The organism is Pukyongiella litopenaei, from assembly GCF_003008555.2.
GTDB lineage: Bacteria > Pseudomonadota > Alphaproteobacteria > Rhodobacterales > Rhodobacteraceae > Pukyongiella > Pukyongiella litopenaei.
This window is the reverse complement of sequence record NZ_CP027665.1, coordinates 3,561,586-3,587,135: the sequence shown is the minus strand read 5'-3', so window position 1 is coordinate 3,587,135 and position 25,550 is coordinate 3,561,586. Positions and strand designations below refer to the sequence as shown.

Below are 25,550 nucleotides of genomic sequence, written 5' to 3'. Positions count from 1 at the left end.
TAGGGAGGATGACCTGAACAGTCGCTCTCCCGAAAGGGCGGACCATCCCATTACTTCTAAGCCCCGCGCGTCGCCGGACTTGTATCGATCACGTGCGAAGCCAGTTCCGGATTTCTGAACGTCGAGCCTGTCGTGTGCTGAAGCAACACCGATCTACACAACGAAAGTTGCCTCGGGGCCGAGCCGATGAAGAGAAACTGGTCGCGGATATGATTGAGCTGGCACGTCAGTATGGCCGATACGGTTACCGCCGGATCGCGGCATTGCTGAGAGATGGAGGCTGGCAAATCAACGACAAGCGTGTGGAGCGTCTGTGGCGACGTGAGGGGCTGAAAGTGCCAATGAAACAACCGACGAAAGGGCGGCTCTGGCTGAATGATGGATCATGCGTTCGGCTCCGGCCCGAGCATCGCAATCACGTCTGGTCTTATGACTTCGTGCATCATCGAACCGACGATGGGAAGGTGTTCCGCACTTTGAACATCCTCGACGAACACAGCCGGGAATGTCTGGCAATCAGGGTAAAGCGCAAGCTGAACTCTGGCGATGTGATCGACGCCTTGAGCGACCTGTTCATCCTGCGCGGTGTGCCTTCCTATATCCGCTCTGACAACGGCCCAGAGTTCATTGCTCAGGCGGTTCAGGACTGGATTAAAGCCGTTGGCGCCAAGACCGCCTACATCCAGCCGGGCAGCCCCTGGGAGAACGGATACTGCGAAAGCTTCAACGCCCGGTTCCGCGACGAGTTTCTAAACGGTGAGGTCTTCTACAGCCTGCGCGAGGCTCAAATCCTGATCGAACAATGGAGGAAACACTACAACACCAAACGACCGCATAGTGCTCTGGGCTACCGCCCGCCGGCGCCGGAAACCGTCGTCCCGATGGACCAGAGGCCAATCATGCACTAACAATCAAACTGGACCACTTGGGTGGGGCTGATCAGCCCTTCTTCATGATGATGTTTCTCGCAGGCGGCATGATCATCGCCACTCCGCTGATCGTCCGCTCAATCTCGGGCAACTTCATGATGGCCGGACCGCCGAGCATTCCCAGTCCTGGCGGGTTCGCCAAGGGTTTGATCGGAAGCAAGGGCTCACGGGCGCGGGCACGGTTTGGGACGAGGTCGAATGCTGAGATCGCCGGGGCTGGGATAAGTCAGGCGGGCGCTGCGACTATTTCAGTGGTTCAGCGGATGGCAGAACGGGCGAGAAGGTTGGAATGAAACCGGCCCTAATCGGACCTTCACCCTATGCTCGTGATGCTGCGTTCGCAGCCCGCTTTGCGGACCTTCGCTGCAAGTGCAAGATCTGGACTAGATCGAACTGACGGTCTGCGGGATCTTCCAGACATTCGAACCGACCGTTCCGGCCGGCGCTTCTGGTACAAAGCGGTCATCAACGCATGCGGTACCCAACGACCGCCGTCACTTCATCCCGCCTTTTCCCTGAAATAGTCCCAGGCTTCGACCTCGGCGCCGTCCTCGAGGATGCAGACCCCGGTCTGCGAGCCGTCGGCGGCACGACGGATCTCGTATGTTCCACCATTTTCGACGCAGTAGTTCGCAGCGGGGTTAGCAAGAGCTGTTGCCGACGGCTGTTCATCCTCGGCCGTCTCCGGAGAACAGCCGGTCATGGCCACACCGACTGTGAGAAACAAGATTCCCAGTACTTTGCTTTCAACATTCATATTTGCTCCCTTTCAACTTCGGATCAATGCGGGCCATGGGCGACCGTCAACGCGTGGTGCAGAGCAGCTTCCATGAACGCCCGTTCCGCCTTGCTTTCCCCCGGCAGATCAAGCGAGGCTTTCCGCTCCGCCCCACCTGCGGGAAGTATCCGTCCTTCCATAACCGTGCCCCAGACGCCGACGTTTCGGATCTCCATCGCGTCGACTGAGAGGGGGTTCGCATCGAGGATAGTGAAGTTTGCCCGCTTGCCGGGAGAGATCGTCCCGATCTCGTCCTCGAGCTTCAGCGAGTAAGCCGCCTCGATGGTGACCCCACGCAGCGCTTCCTCGACGGTCACGCGTTGGTCCGGCCCCGCGATCCGGCCCGAGGTCGTCAGGCGGTTCACCGCGCACCAAATAAGGAACAAAGGATCGGCCGGTGCCATAGGCATGTCGGAGTGGAGCGACCACGGGATACCCGCCCGCGAGACGTCGCCGAGGCGCACCATCTCGTCCGCGCGCTCTGGGCCGAGGCCCACCTTCCCGTATTGATCGGCCAGCGCCGCGACGTAGTAGGGATTGCCGCTGACGATGGCACCAAGCGCCTTGATGCGGCTGACCTGATCGGCGCCGCTCACCGCGAAATGCACGAGCACGGTCCGGTGATCGTAGCGCGGGTTGCGCCGCAGGTTGGTCTCGAGGGTGTCGAGAACGCGGTTCAAACCCTCATCGCCGTTGACGTGGATGTGGATCTGGTAGCCTGCGTCCCAGTAAATCCGGAAGGCGCGCTCGAAGACGTCCCGGTCCATCATCCACTCGCCCGTGTGGCTATCGAGGTAGGGATCGCGCACCTGCATAAGCTGCGAATAGATAGCCCCGTCTGCGAAGAGCTTGACCTGCTTCGACGTCATACCCGTCATGCCGCCATACCAAGAGGCGAGCTTCTCGGTCTCGGCAATGACCTGCGCGTCGTCGGCATACATGCCGACCATGCTCTTGCCGTCCGGCATGAAGGACCAGCGAAACGGCATGTCGGGGCTCGAGAAGACGGCGTTAACTCCGTCCTGAACGGGTTTGGCAAGAATGCCGCCCGGCTCGTTGCCGAAGGTAATCCCCTTGGCGTGCATGTAGTCCCTGCTGAGTTCAAGACCGGCCTGAAGCCTCTCGGGGCTTGCCACCATCGTAGCGATGTGGGGCAGGATCGCGAACATACCCTGTTCCCAATAGTGGCCATCCTCGTAGTTGCTCTGCTCCCTCGCTGACGCGGAGAAGGCCGCGTAGGCTTCGCGGGTAAGCCCGCAGCGCTCGAGTGTGGCGGTGTTCAGGAAGAACTCATGACAAGAGCGACCCCAGACGAGGATCGGCCGGGTTGTGCTGATGGCGTCGAGCTCGGCTCGGGTCAGGGAGCCGTAGAACGCCGGATGATAGCCCCATGTCAGGACCGGCTCGCCGGAACCGGGCGCCGCCGCGACGGCGGCCGTCAGCCGGTCAATGAAGTCCTGCTTGTCCTTCACGGCCGGCACAGTCCCCGAGGGCAGGACCCAGTCCTCGATCGACAGGATCTCTGACGACATGGTCAGCGCGGCGAGCACCGGGTGGTCATGCTGGGCCACGAAGCCCGGAACGATCACGTGGTCGGCGAAGGTCGTGTCGACGTCGTGGGGCTGGTCGCCGAGGATCGCGGTCGTCTCCTCGAGGCTCCCGACCCAGAGGATTCGCCCGCCTACGACCGCCACCGCCTCGGCGGACGGCTGCGTCGGCTCCAGCGTGACGATCTCGCGAGCGGTGTAGATGGTAGCCTTTGGTGCGGCCATTGCGAGGCTTCCCACGTCTTGCAACGATCCAGTTAGCGCGATGGCCCGCCCCGCCGGCGTCAGTGACGTCGCTCCCAACAGACTGGCCCAGACAAAAGTTCTCCGGTTCAAGTTGGTCATTTTGTTCAAGCCTCCCAGCTCACTGTGTCAAATGCATTTTAAGTGAGACACGACGGATTGATCAGCCCCACCCAAGTGGTCCAGTTTGATTGTTAGTGCATGATTGGCCTCTGGTCCATCGGGACGACGGTTTCCGGCGCCGGCGGGCGGTAGCCCAGAGCACTATGCGGTCGTTTGGTGTTGTAGTGTTTCCTCCATTGTTCGATCAGGATTTGAGCCTCGCGCAGGCTGTAGAAGACCTCACCGTTTAGAAACTCGTCGCGGAACCGGGCGTTGAAGCTTTCGCAGTATCCGTTCTCCCAGGGGCTGCCCGGCTGGATGTAGGCGGTCTTGGCGCCAACGGCTTTAATCCAGTCCTGAACCGCCTGAGCAATGAACTCTGGGCCGTTGTCAGAGCGGATATAGGAAGGCACACCGCGCAGGATGAACAGGTCGCTCAAGGCGTCGATCACATCGCCAGAGTTCAGCTTGCGCTTTACCCTGATTGCCAGACATTCCCGGCTGTGTTCGTCGAGGATGTTCAAAGTGCGGAACACCTTCCCATCGTCGGTTCGATGATGCACGAAGTCATAAGACCAGACGTGATTGCGATGCTCGGGCCGGAGCCGAACGCATGATCCATCATTCAGCCAGAGCCGCCCTTTCTTCGGTTGTTTCATTGGCACTTTCAGCCCCTCACGTCGCCACAGACGCTCCACACGCTTGTCGTTGATTTGCCAGCCTCCATCTCTCAGCAATGCCGCGATCCGGCGGTAACCGTATCGGCCATACTGACGTGCCAGCTCAATCATATCCGCGGCCAGTTTCTCTTCATCGGCTCGGCCCCGAGGCAACTTTCGTTGTGTAGATCGGTGTTGCTTCAGCACACGACAGGCTCGACGTTCAGAAATCCGGAACTGGCTTCGCACGTGATCGATACAAGTCCGGCGACGCGCGGGGCTTAGAAGTAATGGGATGGTCCGCCCTTTCGGGAGAGCGACTGTTCAGGTCATCCTCCCTATAGATCAAAAAAAGAGGAAAGGATCATGTCAGAGTTTGCAGTCGTCGGGATCGATCTCGGCAAGAATGTTTTTCACGTCGTGGCGATGGACGTCCAAGGGCACATCGTAAAGCGCAGGAAGTACACCAGACCACAACTGTTCGCGCTGTTTCGGTCCCTGCCACCGTGTTTGGTCGGAATGGAGGCTTGTGCCAGCGCCCACTATATCGCGCGTACTCTAACAGAGTTGGGCCATGATGCGCGTTTGATGCCGGCCCAATATGTGAAGCCATATCTCAGAACTCAGAAGAACGACTTTCTTGATGCCGAAGCAATCTGCGAGGCGGTCCAAAGACCGACAATGCGGTTCGTTCCGATCAAGACACGAGAACAGCTAGAATTACAGGCTGTTCATCGCGTTCGGGACCGTCTGGTAGGCCGTCGCACTGCTGTCAGCAATCAAATCCGAGGGCTTTTGGTTGAACATGGGATTACCATGCGCCAAGGGCGTGGCGGATTGCGAGGTGTGGTTCAGAACCTTCTTGAAGAAGAGAACACAACCGTGTCGCCAGCCATGCGAACCCTAATCTCGGGTCTCTGGGCAGAATGGCAGTCAACAGATGCTGCCGTTCGGACCCTCACCCAAGAACTCGAGGCTCTTGCCAAGAAAGATCCGGCCTGCCAACGCCTGATGACAGTACCAGGTGTCGGACCGTTGGTCGCGACAGCAACGATTGCGGCCGTCGCAGACGGATCAGCCTTTGGAAGAGGGCGGGACTTTGCAACATGGCTCGGGTTGGTGCCAAGGCAAATGTCGACCGGCGGCAGGACCAGATTGGGCGGCATCACAAAGCGCGGGAATACATATCTCCGCCGAATGTTCATCCATGGCGCCCGGAGCTTCAAAATGAACGGGAACCGTTCGACGCACCGGATTGGAACATGGCTTAATGACCTTGAACAGCGAACCCACAAGAATATCGCCACCGTGGCTTTGGCAAACAAACTGGCGCGAATTGCCTGGTCAGTATTGGCCAATGAAACGGAATACAGATCGCTTCCGGCTTAATCGTAAGCCTGAAGCCCAAGAATGATGTGCGATGTGAGAGGAGATGGCGCTGCAACGATCCGCCACGCATAGATGCTGAAGAGGGAAACTGGCCAGTTCTGGCCGAGCTAGTATCAAGCAATATGCGGCAGCGGATACCCATCAAGGCCCGGAGCTGAGTGCTCCACACAGAGGCCGGATACATTGACGCAACAGTTCAGCGCATCGAAATCTGAGATTGCATATCGCGGGCGGACCATACATTTCCCTTCGCAGCTTCCGCCAAGATCAACTTGTCCAGAGTGAGGTCGGACACAGCCTTTCTCAGCCGTTCGTTCTCCTTCTGAAGGCGTTTTAGTTCCCTAAGTTGGTCGGTTCCCATCCCACCATATTGCTTGCGCCAGCGATAATAGGTCTGTTCGGTTATGCGAACCTCACGGATAGCATCAACCCGCGCCATTCCTTGCCCGACAAGCACCTCAACCTGCCGTAACTTCGTGACAATTTCCTCGGGCTTGTGTCGCTTATTTCCCATCGTGAATCCTCCGTTTTCTAAACATAGCGGCGGACCACTTCAGTGGGGGAGGATCACCCTCACTAAGGGGCAAGCAGCCTACATGGAATACCATCGAACCAATATCTTCCGCAGAGGCTAATGCTATACTTTTAAACTCAACAATTTCGGCAACATCCTTCCATCCTAACACTAAGCCCGTTTTTTTGGGTTCCGAACGAATAGCGCCTTTGGGAGCAACCATCATTTTCTGAAAAAACTCCAAGCTACCGAAGCGTTTTCACTCTCGAAATTTCTCCGGCACCGGAAGGCCGCTTAAATCATTGTTTTAAAACACATTTTATTCAACGGCATTTCGACGGAAAAACACCCGCCCCAGAGCGTGTCACGCAGCACCAACTAGCAACTTGTAAGTAACTGATTTTTAATCCGTTTACTCCGGTTTGCAAATCCGTGTACACTGGTTCGATTCCGGTACTCGCCTCCAATTCATCAGCCCCCAAGTGCCAAGACGCAACTACCTCGTTGCTTAGCTATGTTCGGCGCTAGAGCACCGCTCCCTTCTAACATGAACAGCATTTTGCATAGTGCCGTATGAACCGGACTTGTCAGTTCAGTTGCTCGGTCAGTCTGCTGTGATAGCGAAACGCGGACCGAAGACAGCCCGACTTAGTCACCCACAGCCACTTTCATGCGCGCATAATTGCAAAAACAGCGCTTTGCATATTCCAGTTTGCGAACCGTATCAGCTCTGTAACCAACAGCGACATCGCAATCCTCGCGCGCGGCGCCGGCCATTTGATACGCCGAACCATTTCGACCGGAGCCAGAGAGCCGTGAATAGGTCTGCGTTGCCTCTTGCAGGCGCGTTGCAAGATCTTGCTGAAGAGCGCCACCAACAGACTCAGTGGTCAATCCAACATCGCGCCAACTGCGGCAGGCACCCATGATGTCATCCAGAGAAACCGATACCCTGCGGTTGCGTAGCTCTGGTCCGGCGACACTTACCAACAGTTCATTTTTGCCACGGCTGGCCACAGTGCCAATTCGACTGGCTGGAACACCAGCAGCAATCAACGCATTTCGAACGGCTTCGGCCCGACGCAGGCCAAGGGATTGATTATACCCCGCCCCCCCGACTGCATCCGTATGTCCGATCAGAACTGTTTGCTTGTAGCTGCCGCTGGACTTCAACTGGAGCGCAATAGATTGGACCTGCTCCAGCGCTTCGCCACTTAACACACTAGAATCAAAACTAAAATTCACCTCCCCAAGTGCCTGAGACCAGGTCACTCCGGCCGAGAACAGAAAAATTACTGAGCTCACAACAGCAAGAAATCTCATGGTTTCAAAATCCATCTCAAGTAAGATAACGCTCAGAAAAGCCCACTCATCTTCGTCGTTTTGCCGTCAAATGGCAACTACGCACTCAAGGATAGTCTCCCCTCTTTGTTTCAGTGCTAGCTCTTTGTTTCAAAATCCGATAGTTTGGGCAGAAGATACCAATACTATTTTGAGGTGTATCGTGCGAATTTCATTGTTTTTTCACGGCGTTGTCGCCGGCCTTTCAATTTCGACTGCAGCTATGGCACTCAGCGTGTCTGATGCTATTACCTATGTGCTTGAAAGCAATCCGGACATTCAGGCTGCTGAGTTCAACAAACAGGCGGTTGAGTTCGAATTGGAACGCGCCCGCGCCTTTCGCGCCCCCAAGTTCTCGTTGGATGGTTGGACCGGGACCAGCCGTGACATCGGAGAAACGACCAATGGCACCGGTGGTTATATTCAGGGATACGAGCTTTCGGCCTCGATTTCGCAACGTTTGTTTGACGGGTATTGGACACGATCAGAAATCGAACGGCAGGCATATCGGGTCGATGCAGCCGCGTTGCGTGTTCTTGAAAGATCCGAGTTTCTCGCACTCGAGGCTGTGCGCGTTTTTGCCGACGTAAGACGAATGCGTGCGCAGGTGTCTTTGGCGCGTTCAAACATCGCCTATCACCGCACCGCAGTGTCTCGTCTGCAAAAGGCGTTTGACAATGGGGTCGTCGGCCCCAGCGATTTGCTGCAGGCAGAAGAGCGTCTGCTGGTAGCGCAGGATATTTTGCTCCAGTTCGAACTGGATCAAGCGGATACCGAGGCGATGTTCCTGGAGGTCGTAGGTATTGCCCCCCAGTCCCTGTCGCCTGTTCGATCCATAGCAGCCTCGGTACCTGGTTCACTGGATCTGGCGCTGGCAACGGCGCGGCGGCACAATCCAACCATCAAGTTCTCACAAGCTGATGTTGGCGCTGCCGACGCGATGGCGCGGCGTGCCAAACACAACCTGTTTCCCAGCCTGGATCTGGTATTGGAGGGACGGTACGGTGATGATCTCAACGGCATAGATGGTCGCGTCAATGATGTGTCTCTCGGCATACGGCTTACATACGAGCTACAGGGCGGTGCCCAACGGGCCCAGCGCGAGGAACAAGCACGGCGCGTCCACGAAAGCCGGGCACGGCTGTTGTCACAAACCCGGTTGGTTGAACGTGAAATGCGTCACAGCTGGAACTCTATGGTACAGATCCACCGCCGCGTAGGCCTATTGGAAAACCAGGTCTCAGAACTGCAAGAGCTACGTGACACTTACGAAAAAGAGTTCATTGTTGGCGCCCGTTCGCTTTTGGATGTTCTCAACACCCAGAACGCACTGGTGCGGGCACAGGCCGAACTGATCAATGCCCGTTCTCTAAGCGTTTACGTAGAATATCGCGTGCTGGCAGCGTCAGGTACGTTGTTGTCTTCGCTCGGCATTGAGCCCCCGGAAGATGCAAAACCCTATGCCCGTGACCAAGCCGGAGCGCCACCGGTTAGCTCTGCCGAACCCAATCAGCATTTTGACGCCAAGTCCTTTAGCAATTGGCGACGAAATGTATCAAAAAAAAAATAGGCCAAAGCCGGTATAGGAGACCGCTGCAATTTCCCTGACTGACGACACAGCGCCAGAATTTCGAAGCAAACTTGCGGTTTCGCCAAGCCGTCGGGTGGTACAGGCAGAGTCCTCTAAGGTCGCGGATTGGCAAATCGAAGACCGCCCTCTTGATCCTCTAGCTGCCTCGCTGGCAGAAGCCATGCGGCGCATGGGGCGGGATATTGACGAGAGCACCCTGCGTTCTGGGTTACCGCTGCCAACCGGCGGGAAGATGACCCCCGAATTGGCCATACGCGCGGCAGCAGGGCAAGAGTTCAGGGCCATGCTGACCCGTCAGGGCCGCCTGAAGGATTTGCCTGTTTCAGTCCTGCCTGCGGTTCTGTTCTTGTCAGGCCGCGACGCCTGTGTGCTGATTTCCCACTCTTCTACCGGTGACGTCGAGGTCTTGCGACCATCTCAGGGTCCTCTTCCTGTGACGCTGCCTGCAGATCAAATAGAGGCAGATTACTCGGGCCATGCGCTGGTTCTGCAGGGACCTTCCCAGACGGCACATGTTGGCGATGCCAGCGCCAATGTACCCAGACGCTGGTTCTGGGGTACTGTCTTTCGAAACTGGCCAGACTATATGCAGGTCATTCTTGCCTCGGCTGTTGTGAACGCGCTGGCGCTGGTCGTGCCGATGTTCACAATGAACGTGTATGATCGCGTGTTTCCGAATGCCGCCATCACAACGCTATGGTCGCTGGTCGCCGGCGTTGCAATAGCACTGCTACTGGATGCGGGACTAAAGGGGCTACGGGCTGGCATCGTGGATAAGGTGGGCCGACGTGTTGATCTGGTGGTTTCATCGCTTTTGTTTCAGCAGATCGCTGGGCTAAAGCTGGAAAATCTGGATCGTTCATCCGGCGCGCTCATGAATTCGCTCAAAGATTACGAGCAGGTCCGCGATTTCTTTGGCTCACAGACTGTGGCCTCGATGACCGATCTGGTTTTCAGCGTGCTGTTCGTAGCGGTGATTGCCTATATCGGCGGTCCTCTCGCCCTGCCCCCAGCAGTAGCCCTTTTGGTGACGCTCTGTGTGGGGATTGGAGTTTTGATCCCGCTGCGCCGCGCCAGTAACGATGCACGCCAGACCAGCGGTAACAAGAACGCGGTTGTCGTCGAAGCAGTAACAGATCTTGAAACGCTCAAGGCCGTTGCTGGTCAGGGGCGGATGCAGCACCGCTGGGAAACCCAGGTCGCGGCCAGTGCGACGGCCCAGGAACGCAGCCGTTGGCTTGCGACTTTTGCAACCACGGTGACATCGCTGCTGCAGCAGATGTCGTCGATCGGGATTGTCATTATCGGGGTCTACATGGCCCTGAACGGGCAGCTTACCATGGGGGCCGTGATTGCCTCGGTTATCCTGTCCGGGCGGGCCATGGCCCCGATGGCCGCTTTGTCCGGTCTGTTCCTACGAGGCAGCTATGCCCTGTCGACCCTGCGCAACCTTGACCAGCTGATGGCTCTTGGGTCTGATTCCAGCCGGACGAAACACAGGCTAAACGCCCAGATCCATGACGGCGAGATCAACTTAGACCAAGCCGGGCTTAGATACCCCGGCGCCGAGGTTGACGCGATGGAGGTGTCTGACCTTACGGTGCAGCCAAAAGAATGCATTGGCATTGTTGGCCCGGTTGGTGCGGGCAAAACGAGCTTGGTGCGGCTGCTGGCCGGATTGTATGAACCGACCTCGGGCATGGTGCGTCTGGATGGCATCAACATGAAACAGCTCAGCACGGCCCAATTGCGCAGCGCCGTGCAGCTGGTGCCACAAGAGGCGGTGCTGTTTTCCGGCTCACTGGCCGAAAACATTGCGTTTGGATTGTCCGATGCCCGCGATGTCGAAATCTTGCGAGCCGCCAAATTGGCCGGGGTAGACCAAATCGCGATGGCCCATCCCCAGGGCTATGGCATGCAGATCACAGAACGAGGGCGCAATCTGTCAGGCGGTCAGCGCCAGATGGTCGCCCTGGCGCGTGCCCTGCTGCAAAACCCCAAAGTACTGATACTGGATGAGCCCACCTCATCTATGGATCAGGCCAACGAAGCCAGGTTTGTAAAGCGCTTGTCCTATCTGCTTGCCCATCGGCCGATGACTTTGATTATTTCGACACACCGGAGAAGCCTGCTCAGCCTGACTACAAGATTGCTAGTGCTGGATCAGGGGAAAATCCTGCATGACGGCCCCAGAGATCAAGTTCTTACTGCATTGAAAACTCCCACAGAGGAGAAAGCCACTTGAGCCGACAGGATTGGGAGCTGCGGGATTTTGCCCAAGGCGCAGAGGCAGCCCGTCTTGGCAGCGCGCATCGCGCACTGACCTTTGCGCTGGTTCTGGTGATTACTTTGGCTGGTCTTGGCCTTGCATGGGCTGCCTGGGCAACATTGGAAGAGGTTGCACGCGCACAGGGCCGCGTTGTCCCTTCGGGACGCGCACGCACCGTCGAAAGCTTGGAAGGTGGTGTGGTGCGAGAAATCCATGTGGCCGAGGGTGACGAGGTGGTGCGTGGGGATGTTTTGGTCCGGATCGACGACACCTCGGCCTCGACCAATTTGGGCGAGCTGGTTGCACAGCACGAAGCCTTGTTGGTCCGCACATTGCGGCTTGAAACCGAAGCAGCAGGGATTGAAACACTCGACTTTTCTAGCTCAGCGGTTGCAGAAGACGCACCAATTGCGCTGCGGGAAAAAGCATTGTTCGATAACCGCCTGGCATCGTATATCGGGCAGCGGGCCGTGTTAGAGGCCCAGATAGACCAGGCGCGGCAAGAAGTCTCGAAGCTAGGGGCCGCAATGCTGCGGATCGACGAGAGCCTTGCCCTGTTAAGCGAGGAAATCGACCTCAAGACTGCATCAGGGGTGATCCCGCGCACCCAAATACTGCCGCTAGAGCGCGAACGTTCGGCCAAGCGGCAAGAACGTGACAATCAGGAAAGCCTGCAGGGGCAGGCACGTGCGGCGCTGCGCGAGTCTGAGGCGCGCTTGCGCGAGCTGGAACTCAAACGGCAGGCCGAAATCAGCGCCGAACGAGCCGAGACCCAGAGTAAGCTGGAAGTGATTGAGGAGACGATGAAACGGGCCACAAGTGCTGTGAACCGTGCCAGTCTGCGTGCGCCGGTAAACGGGCTGGTGACACAATTGAACGTCAATACAATTGATGAGGTGGTCAAACCCGGCGAAGAGGTTCTGCGCATTGTCCCGCTTGAAGACAGCTTGCAGGTAGAGGCTCGTGTCCGACCCGAAGACATTGCGTTCATTCGCCCAGGCCTGTCAGCCAAGGTCAAACTGACGTCGTTTGATTTTACAATCTACGGTGCGCTGGAGGGAGAAGTCACCCGTATCGGTGCCGATGCCAAGACCGATGAAGCAACAGGGGAAATCTATTTCCCGATTGTTGTGGAAACCGCAAGCACAGAGCTGCGCCGAGGTGACGAACGTCACGAAATACGCCCCGGCATGGTGGCCACCGTCGATATCCTGACGGGCGAGCGCACCGTTCTTGACTACATTCTTAAGCCACTGCGTAAAGCGCGTGCCGAGGCTCTTCGCGAACGCTGATCAGATGATCGCCGTGGCCTCTCCTGACGCCGCTTCAAAAATCACCTCGACCTGGGATGGAATGCCACCGCCGTCGGACACGCTCGCATATTGCGTACCACTAACCGACAGGTTTCCGAAGCCGTCAAAACTGATATCGGCTTGGGTTATGATACCCAGAGCTGTCAGGTCGATTTGATCGACGCCAAGCCCACCGGTTTCCTGATAGTCGGTGATCTGATCAATGCCTCCGGTTCCCAGAACAAAGATGTCATTTCCCCAGCCTCCGGTCAGGATGTCATTCCCCAAACCGCCATCCAGCACATCGGCGCCCAATCCGCCTTGTAGGGTGTCCTGCCCTTGTCCACCAACAGCCCAGTCCGCGCCGCTGCCAAGGTCGACAGAATATCCTGCACTTGAGGTTGACAGGTCAACAAAATCATTCCCTCCCAGCAGCGAAAAGCCCTCTATCTCGCTGTAGTCGCTGCCTGAAGCGTCATACACCACCGCATCGTTGCCTGCAGTTCCCTTGGCGATGTCCGATCCGCCAGGGGCGCCAGTCACGTCATCCATCAAATCATGGGTGCCGCCAGACGGCCCGATCACTGTGGACCCTGTTGCTTCCATTTGCAGCGTATCAATATCCAGATTTGCCGTGGTGGCCGTAGACAAGCCTCCACTGTCGACCACTTCATAGGACAGAACAGGTGTGCCGACATAGCCATCCGGCACGGTAATCTGCACCGAGTTTGCAGTCACGATGAGCGATACGTCTGGATCCGCTGTTGAAATGTTTTGAATTCCCAAAGGCAGGTCGGTGTCACTGGAGTTGGCCAAGAGTTCTGTAAACGTGACCGTAGACACCGGATCTGCGGTTGAGAATGTGACCGGCCCGGTCACATCTGGCGAACCATCTTCGACAACCGTTACCGAGAAAGCGACCGGCGTTTCTGCGCCGTGATTTGTCTCAGCTGTCACAGTTCCGGTGATATCCCCTGCAAAGCTGCCGGGGACGGTCAAGGTCAGGGCCGCAACAGTCGCCGCAAAACCTGCAGGGTCCATTGCCCCACGGGTTAGCGTCAGGGTTTGACGATCCGTCGACAACACCCCGGAACTGGCGCTGCTCCCTTCGGGTAGTGCGGCATCAAAACTGACCACAACCTGTTCTAGCCATTCATAGTCTTCGGCTGCCGAATGGGTCAGATCCGCATTGATCCCCATATCAATAACCACCGGGTTGCCGTCTTGCGTCCCACCTACCGGTGTTACGCTAACCGCCAGGTCAAGTTCACCATCGATATCAATCGTGAAACTGCCCCCATCGCTGCCGCCTTCGTTTGTAACTGCCGTTACAAAACCAGCAATCGAGGTCCCATTGGTGGCCGCATGAGCTGGGAATGTAATTTGTAAGGCAGCAAACTCGGCCTCGGTGCCGCTAAAGCTGAGTGTGCCGCCACTGGCAAAGACAAAACTGCCCCCATAGAACCCAAAGGTGCCAGCTGGGACACCGGTCAGCGTGTAGGTCACGGTGGCAATTTCGGAGCCGTCGACATCTGTAACGTCCACGGTCACATCATCAGATGGATGATACACCAACAAGGAATCTGCTTCAGTCAAAACCACCGAAGCATCGTTGATTGCAAAATCAAGATCCGGTGACACCGCGATGTCAAAATCCACCAATACGGCATCGGAATCTTCCGTATCGGTAAACAGGGGGGAGCTATCCGTAGTCGTGGCGACAACCGAAAATGAAACATCCCCTGCAAAATCCAGTGGAGGGACAAAAGTCACTGTGCCATCCGGCACAAACGGATTGGTTCCGCTACCACCTGCGTCAGCAACAGCTGGAATCTCAACAACGCCACCTGTCACTGTCAGAGGCACGCCATCCAGCAGGATCTGCCCACCAAGCGGCACCCCCGTAAGCTGAAGTGAAATCACTTCGTGAAAGTCCGGAGTATCCGCTGAAATTGTCAGCGTATATGGCGTTGGCTGATCCTCGACCCCATCTGTTGGAGAAACCGAAGCCGTCACCGTCGGCTCGTCCGCATCCGGGCGAACCTGGATCAGGATGTCCTGTTGACCAGAGGCTTCGTCCGAGTTTGCAATTTCGAGCGTATTCAAGGTAATGGTGATCGGAATTTGAGCAGGAATATCGGCATCGAGCGGGTCTGGCGTGCGCGCGTGCTCATCTTTTAGTTTAAACTCAACCTTGTCCAGGTCTTCGGCACGGATCGAATAGGTGCCGTCACCATTGTTGATCAAAGAGGCACCGCCGGTGGCACGTATTTCCAGATAATCTGGGATAGTTCCTATTGTGGCAGATACGGCTTCGGAGCCGTCCTGATCTGGTGGCATCGCCTGTAGCGCATCCCATAGGGTGAACCACTGATCCTCGATGATAGTTATCACCGGCAGGTTCGGATCAGACACATCAATAAACGGATTGCCGGTTTCGGGATCTACATTCGAAGTATCCGGAATGAATACAGGCTCATCAGCCACCGGGATCACATCTACAGTACGTGTTTCCGTCCGCGACAACGTACTGCCATCAATATCTTCAGCGGTTGCCGTTACCGTGATGCTCATCGGGCCCGAGTAATGCTCGGCTGCCATGATGCTGAGATCCGCCAGTTGTGCAGGTGTCACGGTAAAAGAAGCGTCTCCGGTTACTGGATCCAAGGCGTCTGGGGGCAATTCCACGCCACTTACAAACAGACGCCCTCCTTCTCCCAGGGTAATGCTGACATTGCCAACCAGACGTTCACCGCCATCCGGTCCAGTGACCGAAATATTAGGAAGATATTCGGTATCTTCGTCAAAGGATCTGCTGCCGCCAAACACCATGTCCGGACCATCAACGACAGGGTTGATAACAAAGCTAAAATTGCCATTGGCAGTCGACGTCGTTCCGCAGGTGATATTGTTCAGAACCAGCCGGTAATCCAACCCAGACAGATTGTCATAGGGATCATCCGGCCCAAAAGTTTCATTGGGATCGAACGGGTTTACCGGGCTCGATTCATGCTCGGGCGGCGTATACAAAAGCGCGCCTTCAGATTGCAGGGAACCGGGCGCTGGGTTGCCAATCAACTTGGCCAGGTCAATGGCATATCCCCCCGAAATCGGGTCATAAACCACTGCCCCTGGCACGTCGCTTGTCAGGCTCGCGCCCGGCGGCAAATCTATCAGAATGCCAAGATCCCCCGTGATCCCCAGGGGCAGATTGATCAGGTCAGAAATGTCATCGAACTGTGGGTTACCACCAGGATCAAGTGCCAGATGCAGCTCAATCTGGGTATCCTCATCTCCTGAGCCAACCAATGACAGGCTTGGTGGCAACAGCTCTTCTGGTGGGCAAGGGTCGATGCCCCCACCAGTCTCGGGCAGAACCACGACAGTAAAGTCGTCCTCAGCTGTCGCGAACCCGGGGTTGCTTCTGATTGCGTTCAGGAACTGATCAAGGTCAAGCTCTCCGGTTCCAGGGTCGGTTGCCGCAGCCCGAGCCGCAGCCAATGCAGCGGGATCCGCGTCATTTTCCATGACAATTGCGGTCAATGTCAGATCGTAATAGGTGACTTCATCCACGTTTTCAGGAATGAAGGCCAGCGTATCCAGCTGCCCTTCCATCACCAGATAGGTTTCACCGCTGCTGTCGACCGGAGTACCGCCTTCGAACCCTACTCCACTGGGAATGCCTGAGATCAAATAATATAGGGTTTCCGAGCCATCAAAGGGCGTACCACCGCCGACAAAGATCTCGGACATCTCGCCCGTAATCGGATCGGCGGCCTGAAAAACATCCGCGCCTGGTACACCATTCTCTTGATCCAGAACCGTCTGTGCCACGCCGTTTTGCAGGACATAATTGGTCAGCCGCTGATCCAGAAGAAACGGTTTAGTATCCTCCCCGGCATAACCATATAGGCGGTGATAATTCTCTGTCCCGGAGTTCCCTGCTGGCCCTGCCCCATCTGTGTCTTCGCTACCTGGTCGAAATTCGACATGCACATCACCCGGTGCAATGACAGGATCGCCACTGGTCTGGTCCGGATCGGCCTCTTGCACAGCAATCTGCGGCGTGTCGGCAACGCCTGTCAGTTCCATGGTCACCCTGCCAGTGCTGGACAAGGTTTGGGTGGGGTCCAAAGTTTCCTGGTAGGTTAAAGTGACTTGGAACAGATACCCTGGTCCCGTACCCTCAGGGACAAAGTCCTGGTTGCTATCCTGAGGCGGCAGAACATAAAGATTTGCAGCCTGACTGGGAGAGATCAACAGCGGCAATCCCGGCGCTGCGGTCAATTCATTGGTGTAACTGCCCGGATTGGCCGGGTCTGGTACGGGCACCCCATCAAAGAACCTTGGCAACCGGCCAAAATCATCTGCCTGAATATCGTGTATGGTAAAGAAATCGAGGATAATTTCCGGCGATCCCGGAGAGTTCCCCGAGTTGTCGATGATATTGCCATCCAACACCACATGGACCGCAGTGTCCTCCATGGTTTCGACATGTTCCGATGGGTTGCCACCGTCCACCACTGGCTCCACTCGAAGCGTCACATTCAATGTTGTTGTCGCGGTGCCGCCATCAGCCTCTTGGGTCACGGCCTCTAGCGTAATGGGGTAGTCACCAGCAAAATGCCGGGGGATCCCCCGCAATTCTACGCCGTCCCATTGCCCGGCGTCCAAACTCCAGTCGGCTGCTCCCGCTCCACTTACATCTGTGATAACAGCAGGGATTTTTTCGCCACCGGGATTGGCCGGATCCGGAACAAATACGGTAATGCCCGATGGCAATCCGCGAATGACAACCGAAATGATTTCCTCGGACCCGTCGCTGTCCTGGATGACAGGTGTAAACGGTATCTGCCAGACGCCACCGGCATCATCAATGACCTGCTCATTTCCGGGCGGTATGCTGATAATCACCACGGTGTTATTGACCGGCCCAACATCCACATCAAATGTGATATCCGACTGGTCCACATCCGTTTGCAATGTGTTTGTATCCCGAGCGCTGACTTCGATGTTGAGCTCATCGCCAAAAAACGCGCCTTCTGCCGTAAACGCATCGCTATCCGAGCGATCAAAATCATAGTCTTCATAAAGCGAAGGCTGCAATCCCAGAGCAAAGTCAAAGCCTGTGACATCAGGAAGGAATGTCACGGTCAGATCACCGGTCGCAGGATCGTACACTGCGCTGTCAATCTGATCCCACTGGGCATTTGAAATCGGTGCAGTGCCGGTTGCATCAAACAGACCGGCGCGCAGCAAGGTTACCCCGTCCAGCGCATGATCGATCCATGCGGATGGAATATTTGAAATCACCATCGTTCCGATTTCCTCGGAACCATCTGAATCCGTCGTGGCTCCAGACAGACCAACAAAGAACGTTACCTGCCCTTCCCCTGATCCATCAGCGGTACTTTCAAGGAATTCGATAATATCGCTAACGGTCACAGACTGACCCGTATCAGCCGTGCCAGAGACTTCGGCGGGGAACCCATCGCTGACAAAGTCACCATTCACCGCAAAAACACGCATCGCAATGTCGATATCCACAACCGGTTCAATCTCGTGGTGCAGCTCCAGAGTTGAGGTCTTTACATTGTCAGACCCATCATATTCGTGATCTCCGGCATAGCCACTGGCCGGATCTTCCGGGTTGTTGGCTGGCGTTGTGGTCTCCTGATGCTCGACACTAAGCACAACATCAATTCCACCGCTGAACTTGGCCGGGAATTCCAGTTCCAAATCCCTAACCGCCGCAGAGAAATGCGCGAATGAGACACCCGCTGCCGGTTCTAGAGTGTAGATCACCGTCTCAGCTGTCGACGCTGGATCAATGCCGATCTGGATATAGCCGGAATGCCCCGCGCTGGCAGTGGCAAGCCCCATATCGCTGCGCGCATCAAACCCATCGCTGGCTGTGGCTATTGTCACCGCCAGTTGCACGCTATTGATTGTCTCCGAGCCGTCATTGTCTTTAAGCGCAAACCTGTCGACACCAAGGCCTATGGTGACTGGACCATTCTGGTTCTCTTGGGTTATGGTCTCTTCGCCATGTAGCCGCAATCCATCCACGACCGCATCGACATCCACATCGATATACTGGCTAACACTGTCGTTGTTATCCGAAAGCCCGGCGGCTGTATCAACTCCATTCAAGACAAACTGCAGGTCTTCGCTGTGCAGGATCGTTTCCAGATCCCGGTCGTCATGTTGAAGAAGGGTAAAGCGAAGCCCGGCATCGAAATCCACAGTGCCGGGATTGAATGTGATTGTAACCAGCGTACCCGCCACTGTTGCACTGGCAATTGCAGAGGTATCCCCCTCAAATTGGCTCATATCTATATTGCCCGAGCCATCATCAGTCAGCCAGCCCACAGGAACGTTGTGGATCTCCAGTGTCTGAAGAGATTCAGACCCATCCTGATCAGGAGTAGACCCTCTGATGTTCACCAGGAAACTATGATCCTCCTTGACCACATAGTCGCCAGTGGCAGTGCTACCGACACCACTCTCAGAGGTATCAATCGAAACCTCCAGTTCCGTCTCGGCATCAGGCAGGATATCCACTTCAAACGACTGGCTGACCCCTGCTGGGCCAGATTCATTCGAGACAATTGTCAGGTCGCCATTGATGATCCCGGAAAAATGTTCCGGGAGTTGACTGAACTTGATCGACCGCAGCTCAGTCATATCAGCAAGTGTCATCGAGAAGGTTGACGTATTTTCAACAGTATAGCTGGCCCGGTCAGTTTCAATGATGATCGGGCCATTGCTGGCTGTATTGGTGGGCAGATCCGTGAATGTGACCGTGATACCGGTGACCACCTCTGAAAAGTCCATGTCAGACAGGGCCGCATCCAGGTTCAGCTGATGCGGCGGTTGATCTTCGTTTCCGACATAATCCGGCGCAAAAACATTCACATCCGCCTCGGCCGATACCGTGACCGTGAACCCCGCAGTTTCGATTCCATCGTCTGGCCCGGTATCTGTCTCTCCGGCCAAGATGGCCTCGTCAGTGACAAAGGTCGCTGTACCCGTAATTGCGCTGCCCGGGCTTTCGGTTGAAAAATCGTACGGCAGGCGAATGACCACGTTGTTATATTCGGCCTCACTCAGGGATACAGAAAACAGAGGTCCGGCAGGCACCGTGGAAAAGGTTCCACCACCATCTGTCGAAATCTGGGTACCATCTGGCAGACCCGTTATCGCCACATCCACCTGCACAATGCTTTCGGAACCGTCGGCGTCTGTCGCCGCAGCCTGAATGGCATCCGACAGGGAAAAATCCAGTGGAGCAAAGGTAGTTGTGTCATCATCAGGATCACCAGGACGGTCGTTCTCGGTCAATGTGATGACACCACTGCCAGTCACCGTCAGATCCCCTTCGGAAGTGACAGAGATCGTCAGGGTATCTTGGGCAAACCCACCTTCATCGGTCACTGCCACCACATTGGCAGTGACGGTTTCGGCAGGGTTTTCCGTGGAATAATCCCGTGGCAGGCGCACAACCAGACTGTCGTATTCCGTTGCAGTGACCAATATGGCGCCACTGGCAGGAACCGCAGCAAAGTTGATGCCATCTGCCGCAAACATTGCCCCACTTGGGAGGTTCGAAAAGTTCACCAAGACATGCGTGACACTTTCAGAGCCATCCGCGTCAGTTGCCACCGGGTTCAGGCCGTCAACCGGTTTGAAATCAACCACGTCATCGGTCTCGGACAGGGACAGGGCTCCGCTACCGTCGATCCGAATATCTCCCTCGTGGCGGACCGTCAGCAAAACATCTGCGTCTGTCGTCAAGGGTATCCCCGGCGCACCGATCTCTTCGGTGATCACGGTCATATCAGCAATCAGATCGGTTGCAGGATTGGTCGAGGAGTAGTCGGTCGGAAAGTTGATCTGCACCTCGTTAGGCAAGGCCCCATCGGCTGGCGAATTGTAGATGAATGTGACTGTGCCACCAGGCTGGGTCGTAAAACTCCCCACCGGGTCACCTGTGTTGACATTGGTTGCGGTGGTTCCGGCAGGCAACCCCGGCAGAGTGAAATCCAGCCCCATAAAGATCTCGTTCGGATCGGTGATAGCGACATCAACAAAATCCGACACCAGAACCGACACAACAGCGTCTGTTTCCTGGGCGATGACTTCACCATCAACAACGACATCCGGCGTTGGCGTTATGGCAACTGCCAACAGGTCAGCCACTGCTCCTTCGGGGGTTCGCACCGCAATCAGGACCGGTATGATCCCGGCATAGTCTCCGGGCAGGCTCAATTCGAGCGGGGTCGTTGCCTCGGCTACGGAACCTGTCCAGACTGTACCCGTAAGCGTTCCGGCATTGACCGTTGCACCTGCGGGCAAGTTGACAAACAGCATGTGAACCTGCGCCGCAAACCGAGGGTCACTGGTATCAGCGGTTTCGGAACCGTCTGCGTCATCAATCGTAATCGCAACAGGAATGGTGACTGTCACTCCCCCCGAACTTGCAGGGATGCCGTCATCCTCTTGTCCAACCACCACGGGGATCGGATAAGGGCCCGGATCGCTGGGATCGCCAACGACCAGCGTGATGTCATGTTCATGCTCGATATCGATGGTGCGGGTGGCGGTGGCTTCGCCGTCAATGGCGGTGTCGTCGCCGTTGGCCTGGTCCTCGTCGGTGCGCACTGTCAGGGTCAGGGTAATCGGCAAGGCCGTGGCATCCCCTGCATCCGGGCCATTCCCGTCGTCATCCAGATCAGAGCGGTTGGTGGTCGAGAAATCCGCAGGCAGGTTCAGCATAATCCCGGCATAGGCCGACGCCAGATCCCCCACATCCGTTGCGGACATCGTCAGCGTCAGAGTCGACGCCCCATCCGCCGCTGTCGCCAGATCCGCCACCGCACCTGCGGGAAGACCGGCAATATCCGCCAGTGTAAAACTGCCGTCACCGGGCAATCCCTCGATCACCAGGGTCAGGCTGCCCAAGGCCTCGGATCCATCCAGATCGGTGGCCTCGGGCAGCAACAGCGACGCTGGGACCAACGCGACAACCGCATCGGTCTCATCCGCAACCCTGTCCGGCAGGCTGTCATCAATCGACACATCCCCTTCGGGGATAATGCGCAGCGTCACGTTAGAGGTCGCAACTCCGGACTCGGTACTGGTGGCCGACAGGGTGCCATTGATCACCAGCCCATCCGCACTGGGACTTTCGGTGGAATAGCCCTGTGGAAAGACAAGCACCAGAGACTGATATTCTGCCAAGGTCCCCGTAAATTCCATCGTGCCCGCTGCCGCGTCATAGGTGATTGTCGAGGACGGAGGCCCATTAAAGGTCATCCCCGGTGGCAGGTCCGTCAGAGACAGCTGCACGGTGTCCACCTCTTCGCTGCCGTCAGGGTCACTCAGCACTACTTGCCAACTGTCCGACGGCACAACCGGCACCGCGGCATCGGTTTCGGCAGTCACCAGTTCGACAATATCCAGGCTAAGATCCTCTGATCCAGAGATCTCGACCACCTGATCAACGGTCTGCGACCCTTCAGGCGTGGTCAGCGTAATCGAGAGCGAGACTTCACCGGCGTAATTTTCTGGCAGGCCAAGCGTCAGCATATTAGCCTGGGCCACCGAGCCAGTCCAGCTGGCCCCATTGAGAAGCCCGGTATTTACCGTGGCTCCACCTGGCAACCCGGTAAAACTGATGCTGACTTCGGCTGCAAATCTTGGATCTCCTATGGCTTCGGTCTCGGACCCATCGGCATCATCTACCGACGCCGTGATCCCCAGATCCACGGTCACACCCGATCCGCTGTCGCTGTCTTCGACACCGGTGACCTGCGCAGGAGCTGACAGGCTGATGTCTGCCTCATGCTCGATATCGATGGTGCGGGTGGCGGTGGCTTCGCCGTCAATGGCGGTGTCGTCGCCGTTGGCCTGGTCCTCGTCGGTGCGCACTGTCAGGGTCAGGGTAATCGGCAAGGCCGTGGCATCCCCTGCATCCGGGCCATTCCCGTCGTCATCCAGATCAGAGCGGTTGGTGGTCGAGAAATCCGCAGGCAGGTTCAGCATAATCCCGGCATAGGCCGACGCCAGATCCCCCACATCCGTTGCGGACATCGTTAGCGTCAGAGTCGACGACCCATCCGCCGCTGTCGCCAGATCCGCCACCGCACCTGCGGGAAGACCGGCAATATCCGCCAGTGTAAAACTGCCGTCACCGGGCAATCCCTCGATCACCAGGGTCAGGCTGCACAAGGCCTCGGATCCATCCAGATCGGCGGCCTCGGGCAGCAACAGCGACGCCGGGACCAACGCGACAACCGCATCGGTCTCATCCGCAACCCTGTCCGGCAGGCTGTCATCAATCGACACATCCCCTTCGGGTGTAATGCGCAGGGAAATAGGTGAGACTGCTTCGTCCCCAAAATTTGTCTTGGCTTTGATCTCACCTGTTAGATCCCCGGCTGGGAAATCAATGCGACTGTCCGATGAGAAATCTTCGGGGAATGTCAGGGTAAGCGCATTATAGTTCGCAAGCGACCCAGTAAATTCAAGCGTAAATGTGCCATTTCCGGCGTCAATCAAGTTACCTGCTGAAGCTGTCGTCCCACTTGGCAATCCCAGCAATGATACCGTAACTTCGCTTATGTACTCACCGATGCTGTCACCAGCCAGCTCCACACCAATTCTGTCCGACAATGCAAAGGAAAGAGGGGCATCCGTTTCTGCGTAAACGGCATCGGGATCAATCACGATCACCGGCACCGCCGTCGACTCATACGCTTCACCACCTCTGTGCCGATCTGGCCTTTGCCTGTCCGGGTAGTCAGTGGGCGGTAGCAGGGGATGAATTTCTAATCCCTCCAGGGGATCACCGGCAGAAACCGGAAGGGAGCTGCCCGAACCTTGCTCAGAGATGTCGCCATCTCTTGACCTATCAAAGGTATCCTGTCCCCTGCCATCCCCAGCATTTGTCCAGCTGCTGTCCTCAACCGCCGCGTTCTGCAGCACCGAAGACGAAATGGTCAGCCCATCCAATAGGAGCTCATAGCTCCCTTCGCCCCCGCCCACGAGCACCAGGACCTCGCCATTTTGCTGCACCAGAAGCAGATCTGCCCCTAGCAATAGAACCCTTGAAATGTCGCTACCGGGCGGAAGCGATGCGCCAACAGTAAACGGGTTGATCAGAAGCAGACCTTCTACCTCCAATCCATCCTTGGATAGCTTAATCAGCTCCTTCAGTTGTTCTTGAGTTGTGCCCAGACTGACACGGATTACTGCAGAGGAAAAATGATTGTTCACGGCGACCAACCCAAGTTTTAGAAAATATAAAGACCCTAACAAATTTCTTTAACGTGGAAAATACAATAGCGATAGATGCAGCGGATTGCAGCCCGCTTGAGGCGAATTCAGTCGGCCCCTCACCGGTTGTAGTTTCACCATTCACTGGGCGATCTATGGGGTAGAAAGCGTGACCTCAGAGTATTTGACCCAGCCCCGAGAAATCAGGCCTGTCTGTCGTCAGACAATCTACACTGCCAAGGACAAATGGCTGGGCAAGCCGTTCTCTAATCGCAATATCCATGACAAGATCCTAAGTCGAGAAATCTGGAAGGTCTTTATCGACCATATCTATGACATGCTGAGGGAATTCTCGAACACGTCGAAAACCACCAAGGTCTGGCTGGTTGATTGTCGAAATGCGATTCCAAACCTTACCGACTGGGCAGACGAGTTTCACGGCACCTCTGATCAGCCCCACCTGAAGTGGTCCCATCTTTTTAGACAGTTTTGCAGCGTTTCTAAGGTGTATCGGGTTTAGGTTTCATGCTGCTTTCTGTTCTTCCAAGCCCGCCCAATATGCGTCGTCAGGTATCTGCCGATCAAGTGCGGAATGAGGCCGCGCGGTGTTATAGCATGTTATCCAGTCCTTGATGATACGTCGAGCCTGGAAGCCGTCGGTGATTTCTTCGAGATAAATCGCCTCCGGCTTCAGCGACCGCCACAGCCGTTCGATGAGGATACTGTCGAGGTACCTGCCTCGACCGTCCATCGAGATGCGCGCGCCCGCGTGGGTCAACGTCGTGATCCAAGTTGATCCGGTGAACTGCGATCCTTGATCCGTATTGATACTCTCAGATGAACCGTATTTGGCGATGGTTTCGTTTAAGGCGTCCACTCAGAAGTCCGCGTGCATCGTGTTGCTTAACCGCCAGCTCAGCTCCTTGCGTGTGGCCCAATCCATGATTGCGACCAGATACAAGAACCCGTTCCGCACCGGCACGAAGGTGATATCGGCGCACCAGACTTGGTTCGGGGGCGATTGTAGATTGCCACCAAGCCGATCTTCGCCATCAATCGCCTTAAACGATGCCGTCCTATAACAACCTCTTCCCGACGCAGATAGGCTGCGATCTGGCGGATGCCTAAGAACGGATATTTGGTGAACACCAGGTTGATCTCTTACATCATCGCCAGAGTGTCAGCATCGATCCCGACGGGCGTGTAATGGAACGCCGACCGGCTGAGCCGCACCAACTTGCATTGTTGACCGATACTGAGCTGCGGGTAGCCCCGCTTGATCATCGCGCGTTTCTTCTCGGGGCTCATCACCTCAGCCCTTCCGACAAAAAATCGTTCTCGACCGCTAACCTCCCGATCTTGGCGTGTAGCTCTTTCATCTCGGCTTCGGTCGGGCCGCTCTGCTTGCCGCCCGAAAACACATCGGCCATGTCTTCGATGGCTTGTCGCTTCCATGTGCTGACTTGGTTCGGATGCAGCTGATGCGTTGCCGCAATCTCCTGCACGGTCTTGTCACCACGCAGCGCTTCCAACGCCACATTCGCTTTAAACTGATCTGTAAAATTCCGGCGCTTCGCCATTCTCGTATCCCTTCAAAGGTTTGGGGTACACCTTAG

General features: G+C 56.3%; 12 protein-coding genes and 4 pseudogenes. 5 read left to right on the top strand and 11 right to left on the bottom strand.

Going from position 1 to position 25,550, the window contains the following annotated elements; translation table 11 throughout:
• Positions 1-53 precede the first annotated feature (53 nt).
• Positions 54-908, top strand: a pseudogene (locus C6Y53_RS17490) (IS3 family transposase); the annotation flags it as partial.
• A 520-nt stretch (positions 909-1,428) separates the two neighbouring features.
• Here C6Y53_RS17490 and C6Y53_RS17480 read toward each other — a convergent pair.
• From C6Y53_RS17480 to C6Y53_RS17470, 3 genes and pseudogenes are all read right to left on the bottom strand, one after another.
• A complete protein-coding gene (locus C6Y53_RS17480) occupies positions 1,429-1,686 on the bottom strand; it encodes a putative hemolysin (protein ID WP_244614873.1) in 258 nt (85 codons plus the stop codon).
• A 23-nt stretch (positions 1,687-1,709) separates the two neighbouring features.
• Entirely contained in the window at positions 1,710-3,479 is a 1,770-nt protein-coding gene (locus C6Y53_RS17475; RefSeq protein WP_244614872.1) for an amidohydrolase, read from the bottom strand.
• A gap of 212 nt (positions 3,480-3,691) precedes the next feature.
• Positions 3,692-4,546, bottom strand: a pseudogene (locus C6Y53_RS17470) (IS3 family transposase); the annotation flags it as partial.
• 78 nt (positions 4,547-4,624) lie between these two features.
• Between C6Y53_RS17470 and C6Y53_RS17465 the strand changes: the two are divergent.
• Positions 4,625-5,647 (top strand): IS110 family RNA-guided transposase, encoded by a 1,023-nt coding sequence (locus tag C6Y53_RS17465; protein ID WP_106473601.1) that lies wholly within the window; start codon positions 4,625-4,627, stop codon positions 5,645-5,647.
• 232 nt (positions 5,648-5,879) lie between these two features.
• Here C6Y53_RS17465 and C6Y53_RS17460 read toward each other — a convergent pair.
• Both C6Y53_RS17460 and C6Y53_RS17455 read right to left on the bottom strand, forming a co-directional pair.
• Positions 5,880-6,161: pseudogene (locus C6Y53_RS17460) on the bottom strand (transposase); the annotation flags it as partial.
• A 648-nt stretch (positions 6,162-6,809) separates the two neighbouring features.
• The gene (locus tag C6Y53_RS17455; protein WP_244614871.1) at positions 6,810-7,499 is read right to left on the bottom strand and encodes an OmpA family protein; all 690 of its coding nucleotides are present in this window, start codon (positions 7,497-7,499) and stop codon (positions 6,810-6,812) included.
• Between the two features lie 166 nt (positions 7,500-7,665).
• Between C6Y53_RS17455 and C6Y53_RS17450 the strand changes: the two genes are divergently transcribed.
• The 3 genes from C6Y53_RS17450 to C6Y53_RS17440 all read left to right on the top strand — a co-directional run bounded on the left by C6Y53_RS17450 (position 7,666) and on the right by C6Y53_RS17440 (position 12,654).
• Positions 7,666-9,072, top strand: coding sequence for a TolC family outer membrane protein (locus C6Y53_RS17450; protein ID WP_244614870.1), 1,407 nt, complete (start codon positions 7,666-7,668; stop codon positions 9,070-9,072).
• A 181-nt stretch (positions 9,073-9,253) separates the two neighbouring features.
• The gene (locus C6Y53_RS17445; RefSeq protein WP_106473599.1) at positions 9,254-11,338 is read left to right on the top strand and encodes a type I secretion system permease/ATPase; all 2,085 of its coding nucleotides are present in this window, start codon (positions 9,254-9,256) and stop codon (positions 11,336-11,338) included.
• Positions 11,335-12,654 carry an HlyD family type I secretion periplasmic adaptor subunit gene (locus tag C6Y53_RS17440; RefSeq protein ID WP_106473598.1) on the top strand — a complete coding sequence of 440 codons (1,320 nt, stop codon included), beginning with the start codon at positions 11,335-11,337 and terminating at the stop codon, positions 12,652-12,654. Before C6Y53_RS17445 ends, C6Y53_RS17440 begins: the two co-directional genes overlap by 4 nt.
• Here the strand turns inward: C6Y53_RS17440 and C6Y53_RS17435 are convergent, their stop codons facing one another.
• From C6Y53_RS17435 to C6Y53_RS21460, 6 genes and pseudogenes are all read right to left on the bottom strand, one after another.
• The gene (locus C6Y53_RS17435) at positions 12,655-23,934 is read right to left on the bottom strand and encodes a hypothetical protein (protein WP_149615551.1); all 11,280 of its coding nucleotides are present in this window, start codon (positions 23,932-23,934) and stop codon (positions 12,655-12,657) included.
• A 523-nt stretch (positions 23,935-24,457) separates the two neighbouring features.
• Positions 24,458-24,811 carry an integrase core domain-containing protein gene (locus C6Y53_RS21480; RefSeq protein WP_425300326.1) on the bottom strand — a complete coding sequence of 118 codons (354 nt, stop codon included), beginning with the start codon at positions 24,809-24,811 and terminating at the stop codon, positions 24,458-24,460.
• Positions 24,812-24,910, bottom strand: coding sequence for a hypothetical protein (locus C6Y53_RS21475; protein WP_425300365.1), 99 nt, complete (start codon positions 24,908-24,910; stop codon positions 24,812-24,814).
• 95 nt (positions 24,911-25,005) lie between these two features.
• Positions 25,006-25,083 (bottom strand): annotated as a pseudogene (locus C6Y53_RS21470) (hypothetical protein); the annotation flags it as partial.
• A gap of 12 nt (positions 25,084-25,095) precedes the next feature.
• Positions 25,096-25,242 (bottom strand): hypothetical protein, encoded by a 147-nt coding sequence (locus tag C6Y53_RS21465; protein WP_424927819.1) that lies wholly within the window; start codon positions 25,240-25,242, stop codon positions 25,096-25,098.
• On the bottom strand, positions 25,242-25,514 hold the full coding sequence (locus C6Y53_RS21460; RefSeq protein WP_424927818.1) for a transposase: 273 nt from the start codon (positions 25,512-25,514) through the stop codon (positions 25,242-25,244). Before C6Y53_RS21460 ends, C6Y53_RS21465 begins: the two co-directional genes overlap by 1 nt.
• Positions 25,515-25,550: the final 36 nt, after the last annotated feature.

What these genes read in the sequence shown, in the direction of transcription:
- C6Y53_RS17480 (WP_244614873.1), bottom strand. Translation starts at nt 1,686, where the DNA reads ATGAATGTTGAAAGCAAAGTACTGGGAATCTTGTTTCTCACAGTCGGT.
- C6Y53_RS17475 (WP_244614872.1), bottom strand. Translation starts at nt 3,479, where the DNA reads ATGGCCGCACCAAAGGCTACCATCTACACCGCTCGCGAGATCGTCACG.
- C6Y53_RS17465 (WP_106473601.1), top strand. Translation starts at nt 4,625, where the DNA reads ATGTCAGAGTTTGCAGTCGTCGGGATCGATCTCGGCAAGAATGTTTTT.
- C6Y53_RS17455 (WP_244614871.1), bottom strand. Translation starts at nt 7,499, where the DNA reads ATGGATTTTGAAACCATGAGATTTCTTGCTGTTGTGAGCTCAGTAATT.
- C6Y53_RS17445 (WP_106473599.1), top strand. Translation starts at nt 9,254, where the DNA reads ATGCGGCGCATGGGGCGGGATATTGACGAGAGCACCCTGCGTTCTGGG.
- C6Y53_RS21465 (WP_424927819.1), bottom strand. Translation starts at nt 25,242, where the DNA reads ATGAGCCCCGAGAAGAAACGCGCGATGATCAAGCGGGGCTACCCGCAG.
- C6Y53_RS21460 (WP_424927818.1), bottom strand. Translation starts at nt 25,514, where the DNA reads ATGGCGAAGCGCCGGAATTTTACAGATCAGTTTAAAGCGAATGTGGCG.